Source organism: Pseudomonas citronellolis (assembly GCF_001586155.1).
Classification (GTDB): Bacteria; Pseudomonadota; Gammaproteobacteria; order Pseudomonadales; family Pseudomonadaceae; genus Pseudomonas; species Pseudomonas citronellolis.
In genome coordinates this window covers 5043983-5061226 of sequence record NZ_CP014158.1, presented here as the reverse complement: position 1 = coordinate 5061226, position 17244 = coordinate 5043983, and the positions used below count along the sequence as shown (strand labels likewise).

Below are 17244 nucleotides of genomic sequence, written 5' to 3'. Positions count from 1 at the left end.
TTCTATGATTTTTTTATGAATTACTGCGGTTTTTGAACGGACGATTGATTATGGTTGAAAGGAAAAATGCCTTGGAGGATGCCTATGCGCTGTCCATGTTCCAGGCCCTGCGGCGGCTGCAGCAGGGCAGCGAGGTGCATGCCAAGCGCCTGAGCCGCTTCGGCGGGCTGACGCCGCTGCAGTTGCTGATCCTGCAGGTGATGCTGGTGGAGCGGGAGATCACCGCCAGCCGCCTGGCCAAGCGCGTGAGCCTGTCCCAGGCTTCGCTGTCCGGGGTGCTCGACCGTCTGGAAAGCCGTGGCCTGCTGGCGCGCCGGCGTGACGAGCAGGACAGGCGCAAGCAGTGGTTGCTGCTGGAGGACGCTGGCCGCGATGCGCTGCAGTCGGCGCCGCCGCTGTTGCCGGAGTATGTGCTGGCGCGCTTCGCCGAATTGCCCGAGTGGGAGCGGCATGCGGTGTTGGCGGGGTTGCTGCGGGCGGCGGAGTTGTTCGAGTTGCCGGAGGAGGAGGAAGAGGAGTGATGGGGCCACGCAATGCCCCTGCGCGGCCTGTGAGTCCAATCGCGGTACGACCGTGCCCTGCGTAGGGCGAATAACCGTTCGCGGTTATCCGCCGATACACCGAAGCCACAGCCCACGCCAAGGTCAACCCAGACGCCGCCGGGAACCAAGGCCAAACGGCGGATAACGCCGTAGGCGTTATGCGCCCTACGATTTTCTGATGGGTATCGCTTCGCTCAACGCCATCCTACGTGGTGGTTTGCCGGCCACTCCGGACGCCCCGGTGACAATCCGTTCAGCCTTCAGCCTTCTTCTGCCCCCGCACCAACTCGCGCAGGAAGAACCGGTTGGGATGGCAGGCCTCGGCCACGGCGCGGGGCAGGGGTAGCGGTTCGTCGTCCAGCCAGGCTGCCAGCAGTTCGCCGGACAGCGGCGCGCTGATCAGCCCGCGGGAGCCGTGGGCGCTGTTCAGGTACAGGCCGTCGAGCCAGGGGCAGGGCGCTTCGGGCACCTGGCGGGCGTCCTTGGCCAACACGGCGTAGGCCTCGGCGAAGGCTTCGCGCGCGGCCAGCGGGCCGATCAGCGGCAGGTAGTCCGGGGTGGTGCAACGGAACGCGGCGCGGCCTTCGAGGGCTGCCGGGTCCTGCGGGCCCAGGCGCTGCAGCAGGTCGGGGGAGATTTCCCGCAGCAGTTCCAGGTTGCCCTGGTGCTCGGCGACGGTGGGCTGCAGGTCGTCGCTGTGAAAGTCGAAGCTGGCGCCCAGGGTGTGCTCGCCCAGGCGCGGCGGGGCGACGTAGCCCTCGGCGCAGACCACGGTACGCAGTGCCTCGCTTGCTTCGGTGGCCGGCAGACGGCTGATCTGCCCGCGGATGCGCTTGAGCGGCAGGCTGGCCGCGCCGGGGAAGGCGCGTACCTCGGCCGCGGTGGCCAGGACTGCCACCGGCGCCGAGGCCAGGCGCTGCTCGCCGTCGAGGGCATGCCACTGCCCGCCGTCGCGCTCCAGGCGCACCTCGTGGCCGCTCAGCAGTTCGATGTTCGGGTGTTCGGCCAGGGCCCGGCACAGTGCCGGCGGATGCGCCCAGCCGGCTTCGGGGAAGAACAATCCGCCGGCGGGCAGGGCGACACCGGCGCGGGCCTCGGCGTCTTCCTTCGACAGGGCTTGCAGCAGGTCCTCGGGGAAGGCCTCGGCCAGCTTCGCCTGGCGCTTGCCCTCGGCTTCGTCGAAGGCCAACTGCAGCACGCCGCAGGCGTCACAGTCGCGGCCGCGTTGCAGGCGTTCCAGCAGCCGGCGGGTATGGCCGAAGCCGGCCACCACCAGGCGCGACAGCGCCGTGCCGTGGGCCGAGAGCTTGAGGTAGAGCACGCCCTGGGGGTTGCCCGAGGCTTCCGTGGCCAGTTCGCCATGGCGTTCCAACAGGCTCACCTTCCAGCCGCGCGCGGCCAGGCTGGCGGCCGTGGCGCAGCCGGCCAGGCCGCCGCCGACGACCAGGGCGCGGCGCTCGCCCACGGGCGCCGGCGGGCGCGCATACCAGGGCTTGGCGGCGCCCTGCGGCTGGCCCTGGAACTCGCCTACCAGCATCTCGCGCTTCTGCCCGAAGCCCTTGACCCGCTGCATGGCGAAGCCGGCGGCGATCAGCCCGCGGCGGACGAAGCCGGCGCTGGTGAAGGTGGCCAGCGTCGCGCCAGGGGCTGCCAGCCGCGCCAGCTCGGCGAACAGCGGCTCGGTCCACATCTCCGGGTTCTTCGCCGGCGAGAAGCCGTCGAGGAACCAGGCGTCGATGCGTGCGTCCAGCTCCGGCAGGGTTTCCAGCACGTCGCCCACCAGCAGGGTGAGCACCACCCGGCCGCCGTCGAACAGCAGGCGCTGGAAGCCGGGGTGGATGGCGTGGTACTGCGCCAGCAACTGCTCGCTCCAGGGCCGCAGTTCGTCCCACAGGGCCAGGGCGCGCGCCAGGTCGTCGCGGCGCAGCGGGTACTTCTCCACGCTGACGAAGTGCAGGCGCGCATCCGCCGGGGCCAGGGCCTGGAACTGGCGCCAGGCGCAGAGGAAGTTCAGGCCGGTGCCGAAGCCGGTCTCGCCGATGCACAGGCGCCCGCCCGCCGGCAGTGCGGCGAAGCGTCGCGGCAACTGGTTGCCGTCGAGGAACACGTGGTGGGTTTCCGCCAGGCCCGAGGCGCGGGAGAAGTACACGTCGCCGTAGGCGCGCGACAGGGGCTGGCCGTTTTCGTCCCAGTCGAGCTGGGCGCTGTGGTGGTCGGGCATGGGGCTACCGGCAGGAAAGCGAAGCGCGCATTTTAGCCGATCCCCCGCGCAGACAGCCTGCGTCACATCCGCTACCTTCAATGCAACCCGCAGTCAGGAGGCAGTGCATGTTCGAGTCCGCCGAGATCGGCCATTCCATCGACAAGGAAACCTACGAAAGGGAAGTCATAGAGCTGCGCGAAGCCTTGCTGGAGGCCCAGTACGAGCTCAAGCGGCAGGCGCGGTTCCCGGTGATCATCCTGATCAACGGCATCGAGGGGGCCGGCAAGGGCGAGACGGTCAAGCTGCTCAACGAGTGGATGGACCCGCGGCTGATCCAGGTGGACAGCTTCCTCTGGCCCACCGACGAGGAACTCGCCCGCCCGCCGCAATGGCGCTTCTGGCGGCGCCTGCCGCCCAAGGGGCGCACGGCGATCTTCTTCGGCAACTGGTACAGCCAGATGCTCCACGCGCGGGTCAACGGCGACATCAAGAGCAGCCGCCTGGACGTGGCCATCGACGCCGCCGAGCGTTTCGAACGCATGCTCTGCGACGAGGGCGCGTTGATCTTCAAGTTCTGGTTCCACCTGTCCAAGAAGCAGCTCAAGGAGCGCCTGAAGACACTGGAGAAGGACCCCCAGCGCTCCTGGCAGCTGAGCGAGATCGACTGGCTGCAGAGCGAGGTCTACGACAAGTTCGTGCGCTACGGCGAGCGCGTGCTGCGCCGCACCAGCCGCGACTACGCGCCCTGGTACATAGTCGAAGGCGCGGACGAGCGCTACCGCAGCCTGACCGTCGGCCGCACCATCCTCGAAGGCCTGCAGGCGGCGCTCGACGTCAAGGACCGGCCGCGCCGGCAGCCCCACGCCGCGCCGCTGGTGGCCAGCCTGGACAACCGCGGCCTGCTCGACAGCCTCGACCTGAGCCTGGCGCTGAGCAAGGACCAGTACAAGACGCAACTGGCCCGGGAGCAGGCGCGCCTGGCCACGCTGATCCGCGACAAGCGCTTCCGCCAGCATTCATTGCTCGCCGTGTTCGAGGGCAACGACGCCGCCGGCAAGGGCGGCGCCATCCGCCGCGTCACCGACGCCCTGGACCCGCGCCAGTACCACATCGTGCCCATCGCCGCGCCCACCGAGGAGGAGCGCGCCCAGCCCTACCTGTGGCGCTTCTGGCGGCACATGCCGGCGCGCCGGCAGTTCACCATCTTCGACCGTTCCTGGTACGGCCGGGTGCTGGTGGAGCGCGTCGAGGGCTTCTGCCCGCCGGCCGACTGGCTGCGCGCCTATTCGGAGATCAACGACTTCGAGGAGCAACTGGTGGAGTTCGGCATAGTGGTGGTGAAGTTCTGGCTGGCCATCGACAAGGACACCCAGTACGAGCGCTTCAAGGAGCGCGAGAGCATTCCCTTCAAGCGCTACAAGATCACCGAGGAAGACTGGCGCAACCGCGACAAGTGGGACCAGTACGTCGACGCGGTGGGCGACATGGTGGACCGCACCAGCACCGAGATCGCGCCCTGGACTCTGGTCGAGGCCAACGACAAGCGCTTCGCCCGGGTCAAGGTGCTGCGCACCCTCAACGATGCGCTGGAGGCGGCGTTCGACAAGGACAAGTGAAGGAGACGGCGATGGTCTACGTGCAGCGCGATGAGAACGGCCGCCTGGTGCGGGTCGAACGCGAACCCTTCGCCGGCGGCCAGGGCGCCCCGGCCGACGACCCCGAGGTGCTGGCCTGGATGAGCGGCGCCCTGGACGCGCGCCTGCAGTCCCTGCAGCGCTCGGACCTGGAGTTGGTGCGGGTGATCGAGGACCTGGTTGGCGTGCTGGTGGGTCGCGGCCTGATCCGCTACACCGACCTGCCCGAAGCGGCCCGGCGCAAGCTGGAAGACCGCGCCACCACTCGCGCTGGGCTGGATGGGTTGGGGGCTTTGGTGGAGGAGGAGGATGAGCGGTTGTTCTGAGGGAGCATGGTTTTTTGGTGTTGGGCTCAAGAGCGCCCTCACCCCAGCCCTCTCCCAGAGGGAGAGGGGGCCGTTCGTGCCACCGGGGTGTCCGGCGTGGCCGGTGAATCCAATCGCGGACAGAGTCTCCTACAGCATGAACGAGCATGGCTTTTCGTAGGATGGTGTTGAGCGAAGCGATACCCATCAGCGCAACCGCATGGGTTTCGCAAGCTCAACCCATCCTACGAAGAGCGCCCTCGGCGCAGACAGTTGCTGCTACGTCCGTGCGCCCCTGTAACCGCGGACTCTGTCCGCGATTCGGCGCCCCTCTATCCCCCCTCACCCCACGGCACCGGCGCCCCGACCAACCGCCCCATCGCCCCCTTGATCCCCATCTCGCGCAACACCCGCAGTTCCCCCTCGCTCTCCACCATCTCCGCGATCAGCGGCAGGTCGATGCTGTTGGTGGCGCGGAACACCGCCTCGATGAACAGGCGCTTGGCCTGGTCCTGGTCGATGGCGCGGATGTAGCTGCCGTCGAGCTTCAGGTAGGCCAGGCCCAGATGGGTGAGGTTGCCGATCAGGCTGAAGCGCCCGCCGAAGTGCTGCAGGCCGAGGCTGGCGCCGGTTTCGCGCACTGCCTGGCCGAGTTGTTCCAGTTCGGCCGGCGGCGGCAGGTAGCGCTCGTCCAGTTCCAGAGTCAGCAGGGCGGCCTGCTGCGGGTTGGCCTTGATGGCTTCGAGCAGTTGCCGCAACGCCCGGGGCTCGCGCACGCTGGCGGCCGACAGGCTCAGCGCCACGGGTTCGGGGTGCTGGGCCAGGTGGGCCAGGGCGTGTTCGAGCATGGCCTGGTCCAGGCGGGCCGCCCAGCCGAAGCGCTCCACCCAGGGCAGGAACTGCCCGGCGGCCACCGCCTGGCCCTGCGGGTCGAGCAGGCGCGCCAGCAGCTTCTGCTGCAGCAGGGCGCCGTCGGCGCAGGCGCGTACCGGCTGGAACCACAGTTGCAACTGGCTCTTCTGCAGCGCGCTGTCGATCCAGGCGTGCCAGGCGTGGCTGTCCTGGGCCGGCTGGCCATTGGATTCGTCCAGGCGCTGCCAGGGCCGTTCGGCGTTGGCCTGGGCGCTGGCCAGGGCCTGGTCGGCGCGGGCCAGGACGCTGGCCGCCGCTTCCCCCGGGCGGAACGCGGCCAGGCCCAGGTGCGCCACCGGCTGGACGTCGCTGGCGCCGGTGCGCTGGAGGCTTTCCAACTGGTCGCTGAGGGCTTCGGCCAGGCGCTCGGCGCCGCTGCCGTCCAGCCCCGGGGCGAGCAGGGTGAACTCGCCGCCGCGGCTGCGCGCGGCCAGCCAGTCGGGCTTGCCGTGCTGGGCCTGGGCGCCCTGCAGCAGGCCGGCGACTTCGCGGATCAGCGCGTCGGTGCGCTGGCCGCCCAGGCGCTGGTTGAGCCCGGCCAGGTCGTTCAGGCGCAGCAGCAGCAGGTAGCCGGCGGCGCTCTGCTCGCCGGGCGTCAGCTGGGCTTCCAGGCGGGCGTCGAATAGGCGGCGGTTGGCCAGGCCGGAGAGGCTGTCCTGGTAGGCCTCCTCGCGCAGCTTCTCGCTGCGCGAGGCCTCCTCGGCGAACAGCGCCTTGAGCTTCTCGACCATCTGGTTCATCGCCTGCACCACCCGGCGCAGTTCCGGGGTGCGCGGCTCGCGGGGCAGGGTGAGGAATTCGCGGCGGGTGATGGCCCGGGCCTGTTGCACCATCTGGTCCAGCGGGCGTAGCTGGGTGCGCAGCAGCCAGCCGCCGAGGATCGCGCTGACCACCCCGCAACCGAGCAGCCAGGCCAGGCTGCCCAGGGCGCTGTCCCACAGCCGCGCCAGGGCGAACTGCGGGTGGCTGACCACCTCGACCCGCGCCGCCTGTTCCCAGCCGCGCATGATCAGGGCGTCGCCGCCTTCGGCCTTGAGGTTGACCAGGCGGGCGAACCAGCCGGGCACCTCGCCGTTGCCCGGGGCGGCCTTGCGTTCCACCAGCACCTGGCCGTCGGCGATGCGCACCACGCGGATGCTGGCGAAGTAGCCGCTGTCGAAGATCGAGCTGACCATCAGCTCGATCATCGCCGGGTCGTCGACGTGGGGCGTCAGCGACAGGCCCAGGGCGGTGGCGGCGTCCTGGGCGTGGGAGCGCAACTGGCTTATGAGCTGCTCGCGGGAACTCTCCAGGCTGGTGGCGAAGCTGCCGGCGAAGGCCACCACCAGGAACAGGCAGATGGCCAGGAAGAGTTGCTTGAGTAGCGACATGCATGCCTCCTAGCGCGTCTCGTCGAGGATCAGCCCCTCGCCGCGCATCTTGGTCAACAGGTCCTGCCAGCGCGACAGCTGCTTGCTGCTGCCGCTGCGCTTGCCGCCGCCGGGGCCGGGCAACCACAGCCCCTCGGCGTTGAAGGCGTAGACCGGGAGCAGGTCCTGGCGCTGCGACGCGGGGCGGATCTGCGGGATGAGGTTGTCGAGCACCAGCGGCTCGGCGTCGGGGCTGGCGTACCAGGTCAGCACCATGTGCGCCTGGTTCAGGCGCAGCGCCTTGACGTAGGTGATGCGCAGCTTGTCGCTGGGGATGCCGAGCTGGCGCAGGGTGACGTACTTGGCGATGGCGTAGTCCTCGCAGTCGCCGGCGCCCTTGTACAGGGCCTCGACGGGCGTCGCCCAGTAGTCTTCCTGGCCCCACACGCTGCGGTCGTCGCGGAACGCCAGGCTGGCGTTGAAGAAGTCGTTGGCGGCCTTGAGCTTGCCGGCCTCGTCCTGGCCCCGGGCGCTTTGCAACAGCTCGCCCCAGTCGCGGATGCGCTGGCGCGCCGGGCCCAGGTCGCCCCAGCGTTGCTCGGCCTTGCGCAGGATGGCGTCGAAGTCCCACTGCGCCTGGATGTCCAGGGCCAGGACGAGGAGCAGCGCCAGGCCGGCCCGGAGGTGGGGCAGGCAGACGAACAGCCGACGGGCTCCTCGCAATGGCTGCATCGCCAGTGCTCCAGGGGGGATGTGGCAAGTCTAGGCGCTGTTCGCCGGCTGTCGATGCCGCCTCAGAGACGGCGGGTCTTCACCTTCAGGAGGATGTACAGGCTGACCAGCACCGCGCTGGCGAGCATGAACACCCTGGCCCAGAGGTGCGGGACCAGGTAGCAGGAGAAGCCGATGCTGATCCACATCAGCCCCACGGTGTAGAGCTTGCCCTTGAGCGGGATGCCGTTGCCTTCCAGGTAGTCGCCGATCCACGGGCCCAGCCTGGGGTGGCTCACCAGCCAGTCGTAGAAGCGCTGCGAACTGCGCATGAAGCAGGCCGCGGCGAGCAGCAGGAAGGGCGTGGTGGGCAGCAGCGGCAGGAAGATCCCGGCCACGCCGAGCGCCACGCTGAGCCAGCCGACGGCCAGCAGCAGGTAGCGCACCCAGGCGTGACGGCTATGGCGGATTTCCCGCGTTGCCATAGGCGCCGGATCAGTGTTGGCGGGGCTTGAGCAGCGCCGGCTTCTCTTCCGGGGCCTGGCAGAGCAGGAACAGGTTGGTCAGCAGCTCGGGGATCTGCGCGACCATGTCGTCCACCAGGTGGCGGTCGCGGGCGATCTCGTCGAACTCCGGCTGCTCGTCGAACAGCCCGGAACCGACCATGATCGGCAGCAGCAGCTCGCTGACTTCTTCCTCGGCCTGCTCGAACCACACGGCCTCGCGCAGGAACACGCCTTCCATGAAGCCGATGCACCAGCCGCGGATGTCGGAGTCGTCCGGTTCGTCGCCCAGGTAGGGCTCGCAGGGCAGCTCCAGTTCCTCGTCGCCGGCCAACTGGCGGGTGATGTGCGCCTTGAGCAGCAGCAGGGAGCCCTCGATTTCCTCGCGCTCGGCCTCGCTGCGGTAGTGCGGCGGCTCGGCGAAGAGCGCATCGATCCACTCGCGGTCGGGCACCTGGTCGGGGCAGATCGCCAAGGCGGTCAGGTAGCCGTGGGCCGCGACATAGTCCAAGGCTTCCTCGTGCAGGTCGTCGGCATCGAGAAAGGCTTGCAGGCGGGCCAGTTGGTCGGCGAAGGACATCGGTTACTACCTCGGCGGGGATGCGGGCCTGAATTGTAGTCTTTCCGCGGCCCGCGGGCCAGCCACGGGGCTTGGTGGCCGGCGTAGGGTTCTGCTTTTCGTGGGAGCGAGCTTGCTCGCGAACGGAGTTCCCCGGTTGCAACGGAGCCTTGGATTGACTCCGTTCCCTCTCCCCAGCCCTCTCCCTGAAGGGAGAGGGGGCTAGTCCGTGCCGAGAGGAGGTGTGGTTTCATCCTGATGGCGCGGAGTAGCCGGCTAACGCCGAAACATCAGCGCGCTCCGAACGGTCCCCTCTCCCTTCAGGGAGAGGGTTAGGGAGAGGGCGCTCTTCAGGACTCGCACCGACCCCACCCGGCAGAACGCCATTCGCGAACCTCCTGAGCGGGGGGTTCGTTCGGCCTTCTGAAGGGGCGTTTCGGTGCGCTCGGATGTTTCATCGTAGGGCGGAGTCCGCTCCTACGCCTGAACCTTAGGCGTAACTGTCTTGCGCCGAGGTGCTCTTCGTAGGATGGGTTGAGCTTGCGAAACCCATGCGGTGGCGGCGATGGGTATCGCTTCGCTCAACCCATCCTACGGGATTGCCTTGCCGGCCACGCCGTGGGGCTCTTCGTAGGAGCGGACCCTGTTCGCGATAGCCGGACATATCGGCGCGATTCGCGGGTGAGAGCCGCTCCTACGCCGCCCACCCGCACCATTCCCATGTAGGAGCGCGCCCTGCGCGCGAAATCGCGGGCAGGGCCCGCTCCTACAGTTCCGGGAAGGCCGGGCGTAGGAGCGGACTCTGTCCGCGATTGGATTCTCCGGCCACGCCGGACGCCCCGGCGGCACGAACGGCGCTCTCTTCCGTCAGGGAGAGGGCGCTCTAATAGAGCAGGTGCCTCCATCCATTGCGACGGCTGACCCACCCCCATCGCCCCGCTTGCGTATAATGCCCGGCTCGAAACGGAGTCCCCCATGCTCGACCAGGCCCAGCGCATCCTCAAAGACGTATTCGGCTACGACGCCTTCCGCGGCAACCAGGCTCGCATCATCGAACGCGTGGCCAGCGGCGGCGACGCCCTGGTGCTGATGCCCACCGGCGGCGGCAAGTCGCTGTGCTTCCAGGTCCCGGCGCTGCTGCGCGAGGGCCTGACCGTGGTGGTTTCGCCGCTGATCGCGCTGATGGAAGACCAGGTCGCCACCCTCGACGAGCTGGGCGTGCCGGTCGCCGCGCTGAACTCCTCGCTCAGCCCCGAGGCGCAGCGAGACATCGCCGCGCGCCTGCAGCGCGGCGAGATCAAGCTGCTCTACCTCGCCCCCGAGCGCCTGGTGCAGCCGCGCATGCTGGACTTCCTGCAGCGCCTGAACGTCGGTCTGTTCGCCATCGACGAGGCACACTGCGTGTCGCAATGGGGCCACGACTTCCGCCCGGAATACCTGCAACTGGGCCAGCTCGCCGAACTGTTCCCCCACGTGCCGCGCATCGCCCTGACCGCCACGGCGGACATGCGCACCCGCGAGGAGATGATCCAGCGCCTGCACCTGCAGAACGCCGAGCAGTTCCTCTCCAGCTTCGACCGGCCGAACATCTTCTACCGCATCGTGCCCAAGGAGCAGCCGCGCAAGCAGCTGCTGGGCTTCCTCGCCGAGCGCCGCGGCGACGCCGGCATCGTCTACTGCCTGTCGCGCAAGAAGGTCGAGGAGGTCGCCGAGTTCCTCTCCAACCAGGGCTTCCCGGCGCTGCCGTACCACGCCGGGCTGTCCAACGAGCTGCGCGCCTTCCACCAGAAGCGCTTCCTCAACGAGGAAGGGCTGATCATGGTGGCGACCATCGCCTTCGGCATGGGCATCGACAAGCCCAACGTGCGCTTCGTCGCCCACCTCGACCTGCCCAAGAGCCTGGAGGCCTACTACCAGGAAACTGGCCGCGCCGGCCGCGACGGCCTGCCGGCGGACGCCTGGATGGCCTACGGCCTGCAGGACGTGCTGCTGCTGCGGCAGATGATGCAGAACTCCGAGGGCGACGAGCGCCACAAGCGCGTCGAACGGCACAAGCTCGAAGCCATGCTGGCCCTGTGCGAGGAGCCGCGCTGCCGGCGCCAGGCGCTGCTGGCCTACTTCGACGAGGTCATGCCCAACCCCTGCGGGCATTGCGACAACTGCGTCGACGGCGTCGAGACCTGGGACGCCACCGAGCCCGCGCGCCAGGCGCTGTCGGCCATCTACCGCAGCGGCCAGCGCTACGGCGTCGGCCACCTGGTGGACATCCTGATGGGCAAGGAAACCGAGAAGGTGCGCAGCCTCGGCCACCAGCACCTGGCGGTGTTCGGCATCGGCAAGGGCCGCCCCGAGGACGAGTGGCGCACCCTGTTCCGCCAGTTGGTGGCGCGCGGCCTGGCCGACGTCGACCTCGACGGCTACGGCAGCCTGCGCCTGACCGAGGCCTGCCGGCCGCTGCTGCGTGGCGAGGAGACGCTGGCCCTGCGCCGCGATCCCAAGCCGCAGCGCAGCAAGTCCCCGTCATCCGGCGGCGCCAGCCCGGCCAGCCAGCTGGTGCGCCAGGAAGAGCGCGAAATGTGGGAAGCCCTGCGCACCCTGCGGCGCAAGCTGGCGCAGGAACATTCGGTGCCGCCCTACGTCATCTTCCCCGATGCCACCCTGCTGGAAATGCTGCGCAGCCAGCCGACCACGCTCACCGCCATGGCCCAGGTCAGCGGCGTCGGCGCGCGCAAGCTGGAGCGCTACGGCCAGGCCTTCCTCGACGTGCTCACCGAGTCCGAGGCGGCGCCCGCCACGCCGGCGCCGGTGGTCGACCTCAGCCACGAACTGGTCAGCCTGGCCCGCGCCGGCATGACCCCGGCGCAGATCGCCCGCCAGCTCGATTGCACCGAGAAGAACGTCTACAACCTGTTGGCCGAGGCCATTGCCGCGCAGCAGCTGAGCCTGGAACAGGCCCTGGACCTGCCCGAGGAGCTGCTGGCCGAAGTGCAGGATGCCTTCCTCGAAGAGGACGGCGAGCTGCCGCCGGTAGCGGCCCTGGCCGAGCGCTTCGAGGGCCGCGTGCCGCAGGGCGTGCTGCATTGCGTGCGCGCCGCGCTGCAGGCCGAGCTGGAAGTCTGAGACCGGCGCCGGCCATGCTGGCGCTCTGATGGCTGACAGAAAAGTGGCGTTTCGAGGCGACAAACTTGTGACGCGCTTCGCAACGGGCTAAGGTGTGGCCAAGACCTCCACCAGAAGAGGCGGACGTGCCACAACATGCCTGGCTCGACGACGTGCGCGCCAACCCCTACGCCGAACAGCTCGCCCGCGGTTTCCGCCGCCTGCGCTTCGACGCGCCCGTGGAAGGTGAGTACCGCGCCTACCTGCTGGAAGACAACTTCGCCCTCAAGTGCAGCGCCCTCGGCTTCGCCGTGCTGGCCTGGCTGGCGCTGGCGGCCATCGACCTGCTGCTGATCCCGGGGCCGGAGCACTGGAGCATGCTCGCCGTGCGCGCCGCGGTGCTGGTGCTGCTGGTGGTCTGCGGCGGGCTGATCCTGCAACGGCGCTTCGTGCGCCTGGTGGTGCCGCTGAGCCTCGCCTGCATCCTCGCCGTGGGCATCGGCGCCGCCGTGGTGGTGGGCATCGCCCACCGCGTCGACCCCGGCTATCCCTACGAGGGCCTGCTGCTGGTCAGCATGGCCGCCTACTTCCTGGTCGGCCTGCGCTTTTCCGAGGCGTTGGGCTCGGCCTCGCTGATCCTCCTGGCCTACCTGGGCTGCGAGCTCTACGCCGGCCTGGCGCCGGCCAAGCTGCTGAACAACCTGGTGTTCCTGCTGCTGGGCAACCTGGTCGGCGCGGTGGGCTGCTACCTGCTGGAGTACAAGTCCCGCGAGCACTTCCTGGTCAGCCGGCTGATGCGCCAGATGGCCGACCACGACGCCCTCACCGGCCTGCACAACCGGCGCAGCTTCGACCGCCAGTTAGAGCGCCTGTGGCGCCAGGCCCAGCGCGACGGCACGCCGCTGTCGCTGCTGCTCTGCGACGTCGACCACTTCAAGGCCTACAACGACCGCTATGGCCACCAGGCCGGCGACGAGGTGCTGCGCAGCATAGGCAGGGCCCTGGCGGCCAGCGCGCGGCGGCCGCTGGACATGGCCGTGCGCCTGGGCGGCGAGGAGTTCGCCGTGCTGCTCTATGGCACCGACCTGGACGAGGCCCGGCAGCGCGCCGAGGTGTTGCGCCAGGCGGTGCAGAGCCTGGGCATCAGCCACGAGGGGTCGAGCACCGCGGCGGAGGTGACGCTGTCCATCGGCGTTTCCTGCCTGCAACCCGGCGCCGCCTCGGCCCAGCAGGCGATCTACGCCCACGCCGACCGCGCCCTCTACGAGGCCAAGGCGTTCGGCCGCAACCAGGTGGTGGCCTGACCCATTCGGTCCCCCGTCCTGGCGCCGCCGGTGACTGCGCCCGCTGGTACGCCGGTGCTAGGATGCCGCCGACCCCGCAGCCGAGCGCCCGCCATGCAGCGACTGATCCAGGCCAACGGCCAGCCCCACTACGGGGTGTTCGCCGAGACCCCGCAGGACGTCAACCACCGCGACTTCGACTACCGCTCGCCCATGGGGCGCAAGCTGGGCGCGCTGAGCAAGTGGCGCAATTTCCACCAGTTCCAGTACTTCGGCCTGATCAGCCCGCAGCTGATCGGCGGCTGCGCCCTGGCCGAACTGAGCCTGGTGGCCGTCGGCTTCGTCTACCTCTACGAGCCGCGCAGCGGGCGCATGCTCGAACGTCGCTTCAAATGCCCGCTGGGCTTGGGCACGCGCTTCTCGCAGCGCCCGGACGACGGCGCCTGCGAACTGCGCCAGGGGCGCAACCGGTTGCGCCTGGAGAACTCTGCCGGGCCGCTGCGCAAGCGCCTGTTGGTGGAACTGGACGACGGCACGCGCATCGACGCCTGTTTCGACGAGGCGGAACCGGCCTTCCAGCCCATGAGCCTGTGCACGCCCGCGGCGGTGAACGGCTGGGTATACGCGCGCAAGGTCGCCGGGGTGCGCTGCGCGGGCCAGGTGCGCAGCGCCCTGGGCGACTTCGACCTGCGCGCCATCGACGCCTTCGCCCACCACGACTGGTCGGCCGGCTACATGCGCCGCGAGACCTTCTGGAACTGGGCCTGCCTGTCCGGCGAAGCGCAGGGGAGGCGGGTGGGGCTGAACCTGTCGTGCGGGGTTAACGAGACCAGCTTCACCGAGAACTGCTTCTGGCTCGACGGCGAGTTGTGCAAGGTCGACAGCGTGCGTTTCGAGTTCGACCGCGACCGGGAGCTGGGCCCCTGGCGCATCCGCTCCTTCGACGGCCAGGTGGACCTCACCTTCGAGGCCCGCGGCCTGCATCGCGAACGCCTGAACCTGGGCCTGCTGGCGAGCAACTTCAAGCAGATCTTCGGGCGCTTCCGCGGCGAGCTGCGCCCCCATGGCCGCGCGTCGCTGGTCATCGACGACCTGTGGGGCTTCGTCGAGGACCAGTACGCCAAATGGTGAACGGGTAAAGCCCTGCGACAAAATGTCATTGTACGGGCTTGATTAGCCGACTAATAATTAGCCAAATCAATTAGCCTGAAACTGCTGCAGCACAATGACAGATAAAGACAAGCACTACTTCGGCACCCAACTGGCCCAGGCCTCGCGTGCATGGCGCGCCGAACTCGACCGCCGCCTCAGCCACCTGGGGCTTTCCCAGGCCCGTTGGCTGGTGCTGTTGCACCTGGCGCGCAATTCCGGCATCCCCACCCAGCGCGAGCTCGCGCAATCGGTCGGCGTCGAAGGCCCGACCCTCGCTCGCCTGCTCGACGGCCTCGAATCCCAGGGCCTGGTGCGCCGCCAGGCGGTGGCCGAGGACCGCCGCGCCAAGCGCATCTGCCTGACGCCCAAGGCCGACGTGCTGATCGCCGACATCGAGAACATCGCCGCCAGCGTACGTAATGACGTATTGGCCGGCATCGACGAGTCGGACATAGCAACCTGTCAGAAAATCCTCTCCCGCATTCTCTCCAACCTGGAAAAGAACTGAGCGATTCTTCACACTCTTTCGAGTAGAATTGCCAAACTTCTGACGGCTCCTACGGGGGCCGTCATCCGTTCGGAGTGGCACCCAGACCTTTCGCCGGGTTTCCGACGAATTGTCTTGACCTAGACGGGACCTGCGCCTAATCGTGATGGCAATGAGCCTTTATGGCGTTGCCGGGCCAACCCACGTCCCGGATGGGCGTCTATATTGCATGGACAGCACGACCGATCGCACAGCGAGGTCAAGGATGGCCTGCAGACCTGGACACAACTGGGATGGGACCTATGGCTCGACTCACTCGCTTGCCGCTGGCAATGGCCGTACTCTCGGCACTCATGACTTCCCAGGCCCATGCTCTGGGGCTCGGCGACATCACCGTGCGCTCGGCGCTGAACCAGCCGCTGGATGCGGAGATCGAACTGCTGCAGCCCGGCGACCTGAGCAGTGACGAACTCATCGCCCGCCTGGCCGACATGGCCACCTTCGAGCGCATGGGCGTGGACCGCACCGCCTTCCTGCAGAACCTGCGCTTCACCCCGGTGATCCGTAACGGCCGCGGTTACATCCGTGTGGTTTCCACCCAGCCGGTGCACGAGCCCTACCTGAATTTCCTCCTCGAACTGGAGCGTCCCAACGGCCGCCTGCTGCGCGAGTACACACTGCTGATCGACCCGCCGGGCTATGCCGGCGGCAGCTATGCCCAGAGCGCTCCCACGCGCGGCGCCGACAGCGGCCCGGCAGCCAGCCGCCCGGCCAAGCGCAGTGCGGCAGCGCGCCCGGCACCCGTTCCGAGCGCGCCCATCGCCGCGGGCGAGGGGCGCTACACCACCGCCGCGGGCGACACCCTGTGGAGCATCTCCGGCCGCCTGGGCGCCAAGGGCGCCGCCCGCCAGGCGCTGATGACCCAGCTGCAGCAGCTCAACCCGCAGGCGTTCATCGGCGGCAACCCGCACCGCCTGCGCCTCGGCTACCAGTTGGTGCTGCCCGCCGGCCAGGCTGCGCCTGCGGCTGCCACGAACACCGCTGCTGCCGCCGCGCCGACCAGCGCCGCGCCTGCCGCGCCGGCGCCGAGCGAGGCGACGGTGGCCCAGGCCCAAGGGCAACTGGTCGACCTGACCGCCGAGCGCGAGCGCCTGAACCAGCGCATGGACACCCTGCAACAGCAGCTCGACACCCTGCAGAAGGCCTTGGAAAGCCGCGACCAGCAGGTGCAGAGCCTGCAGGCCGAGCTGGCCCGGCGCCAGGCCGAGCAAGCGGCCGCGCCGGCCAGCGCTCAGGTGCCTGAAGCCGCGCCTGCCGCACCCGTGGCTGCACCGGCTGCTGCGCCTGCGCCGACGGCGGAAGCCGCCAAGCCGGCGCCCCAGGCGCCCGCCGCGCAGGATGAAGAAAACGCTTCCCTGAGCCGCTATTGGCCGTGGGCCGCCCTGGCAGCCCTGGTGCTGGCCCTGGGCCTGGTCTACAAGCGCCGGCGCAAGCCCAGCGGCGACGAGCCGCCCCAGGCGCAGCCCGAGGCCGTCAGCCTGCCGCCGCTGGCGCCGGCCCGCCCGGCAGCACCGGCCAGGCCGGTGGTGGCTTCCGCCGTCGAGCCGCTGGCCAGCGTCAACGAAGCCTCCCTGGCACGGCTGCCGGCGGCCAGCAGCGACAGCCTGGAAGGGGCGAACATCTACATCGCCTACGGCCGCTTCGGCCAGGCCCGTGACATGCTGGTCAAGTCCGTCGCCGCCGAACCGCAGCGCCGCGACCTGCGTCTGAAGCTGCTGCTGGTGCTCGCCGAGCTCGGCGACCGGACCGCCTTCCACGAGCAGGAGCGGGCGTTGCAGGCGATGGGCGGCGACCAGAAGCAGATCGACCAGCTCAAGGCCCGCTACCCCGCCATGCTCGAGCGCGAAGACGAGCAGGCCATCAGCGACGGCCTCGGCGAATGGGACGGGCTGGAACTGGGCGACATCGGCGAGCACCCCGCGCCGGCACAGCCGCCGCTGAGCGACGCCGGCGACCTGAACCTGGGCGAACTGTCCCTGGACCTGGACTGGAACAGCCTGGACGCCTTCGATTCGCCCAAGGGCTCGCCGGCCAAGGGCGGCAAGGACCACACCGACGATCTGCTGAAGGATTTCCGCAGCAACCTGCGCGAGTTGCCCGAAGTCACCGAGTTCGACCTGGACGACGAACAGGCCGGCGCCTTCGGCCTGCCGAGCCGTTCCGGCGGCGAGCAGGACAAGTTGCTGGCCAGCCTCGACCAGGCCCGTGCCTGCATCGACCGCGGCGACCTCGACGAGGCCTACCGGATCCTTGAGCAGGTGTTGCAGAAGGGCGACAAGCAGGAACAGGAAGAGGCCCGCGAGCTGTTGGCGCGGATTGCCTGAAGCATCCTGAGTCATCCGGAGCCCGGCCTTGTGCCGGGCTTTTTGTTGCCTGAAGCCGGTGAGGCTCGGCGCTCGGGCTTTCCCCTCACCCCAGCCCTCTCCCGGAGGGAGAGGGGGCAGT

13 protein-coding genes are annotated in these 17244 nt (G+C 69.2%); 8 read left to right on the top strand and 5 right to left on the bottom strand.

Translation table 11 applies throughout. The annotated features are described in order from the left end of the window. Positions 1–50: 50 nt before the first annotated feature. Positions 51–521 (top strand): MarR family winged helix-turn-helix transcriptional regulator, encoded by a 471-nt coding sequence (locus PcP3B5_RS21980; protein WP_043271020.1) that lies wholly within the window; start codon positions 51–53, stop codon positions 519–521. 274 nt (positions 522–795) lie between these two features. On the opposite strand, the gene mnmC is transcribed toward PcP3B5_RS21980, so the two are convergent. After that, positions 796–2763 (bottom strand): bifunctional tRNA (5-methylaminomethyl-2-thiouridine)(34)-methyltransferase MnmC2/FAD-dependent 5-carboxymethylaminomethyl-2-thiouridine(34) oxidoreductase MnmC1, encoded by a 1968-nt coding sequence (mnmC, locus tag PcP3B5_RS21975; RefSeq protein WP_061562400.1) that lies wholly within the window; start codon positions 2761–2763, stop codon positions 796–798. A gap of 107 nt (positions 2764–2870) precedes the next feature. Here mnmC and pap point away from each other — a divergent pair, with 107 nt between their 5' ends. Beyond that, the gene (gene pap / locus PcP3B5_RS21970; RefSeq protein WP_009620467.1) at positions 2871–4361 is read left to right on the top strand and encodes a polyphosphate:AMP phosphotransferase; all 1491 of its coding nucleotides are present in this window, start codon (positions 2871–2873) and stop codon (positions 4359–4361) included. Between the two features lie 11 nt (positions 4362–4372). After that, the gene (locus PcP3B5_RS21965) at positions 4373–4705 is read left to right on the top strand and encodes a hypothetical protein (protein WP_043271016.1); all 333 of its coding nucleotides are present in this window, start codon (positions 4373–4375) and stop codon (positions 4703–4705) included. A gap of 311 nt (positions 4706–5016) precedes the next feature. Here the strand turns inward: PcP3B5_RS21965 and lapD are convergent, their stop codons facing one another. From lapD to PcP3B5_RS21945, 4 genes are all read right to left on the bottom strand, one after another. Further along, positions 5017–6966: a cyclic di-GMP receptor LapD gene (lapD, locus tag PcP3B5_RS21960; protein ID WP_061562399.1), complete on the bottom strand. Its 1950-nt coding sequence runs from the start codon at positions 6964–6966 to the stop codon at positions 5017–5019. A gap of 9 nt (positions 6967–6975) precedes the next feature. Next, on the bottom strand, positions 6976–7677 hold the full coding sequence (gene lapG / locus PcP3B5_RS21955) for a cysteine protease LapG (RefSeq protein WP_061562398.1): 702 nt from the start codon (positions 7675–7677) through the stop codon (positions 6976–6978). Positions 7678–7739: 62 nt separating this feature from the next. Further along, positions 7740–8141, bottom strand: coding sequence for a YbaN family protein (locus PcP3B5_RS21950; RefSeq protein ID WP_009620458.1), 402 nt, complete (start codon positions 8139–8141; stop codon positions 7740–7742). Between the two features lie 10 nt (positions 8142–8151). Continuing rightward, the gene (locus tag PcP3B5_RS21945; protein WP_009620456.1) at positions 8152–8739 is read right to left on the bottom strand and encodes a UPF0149 family protein; all 588 of its coding nucleotides are present in this window, start codon (positions 8737–8739) and stop codon (positions 8152–8154) included. A gap of 954 nt (positions 8740–9693) precedes the next feature. Here PcP3B5_RS21945 and recQ point away from each other — a divergent pair. From recQ to PcP3B5_RS21920, 5 genes are all read left to right on the top strand, one after another. Continuing rightward, positions 9694–11838, top strand: a complete 2145-nt coding sequence (gene recQ, locus PcP3B5_RS21940) for a DNA helicase RecQ (RefSeq protein ID WP_061562397.1) — start codon at positions 9694–9696, stop codon at positions 11836–11838. Positions 11839–11963: 125 nt separating this feature from the next. Further along, entirely contained in the window at positions 11964–13121 is a 1158-nt protein-coding gene (locus PcP3B5_RS21935; RefSeq protein ID WP_061562396.1) for a GGDEF domain-containing protein, read from the top strand. A 93-nt stretch (positions 13122–13214) separates the two neighbouring features. Next, on the top strand, positions 13215–14231 hold the full coding sequence (locus tag PcP3B5_RS21930) for a DUF2804 domain-containing protein (RefSeq protein WP_061562395.1): 1017 nt from the start codon (positions 13215–13217) through the stop codon (positions 14229–14231). A 94-nt stretch (positions 14232–14325) separates the two neighbouring features. After that, positions 14326–14760 (top strand): transcriptional regulator SlyA, encoded by a 435-nt coding sequence (gene slyA / locus PcP3B5_RS21925; protein WP_061562394.1) that lies wholly within the window; start codon positions 14326–14328, stop codon positions 14758–14760. Between the two features lie 281 nt (positions 14761–15041). Continuing rightward, entirely contained in the window at positions 15042–17123 is a 2082-nt protein-coding gene (locus PcP3B5_RS21920) for a motility hub landmark protein FimV (protein WP_061562393.1), read from the top strand. Positions 17124–17244: the final 121 nt, after the last annotated feature.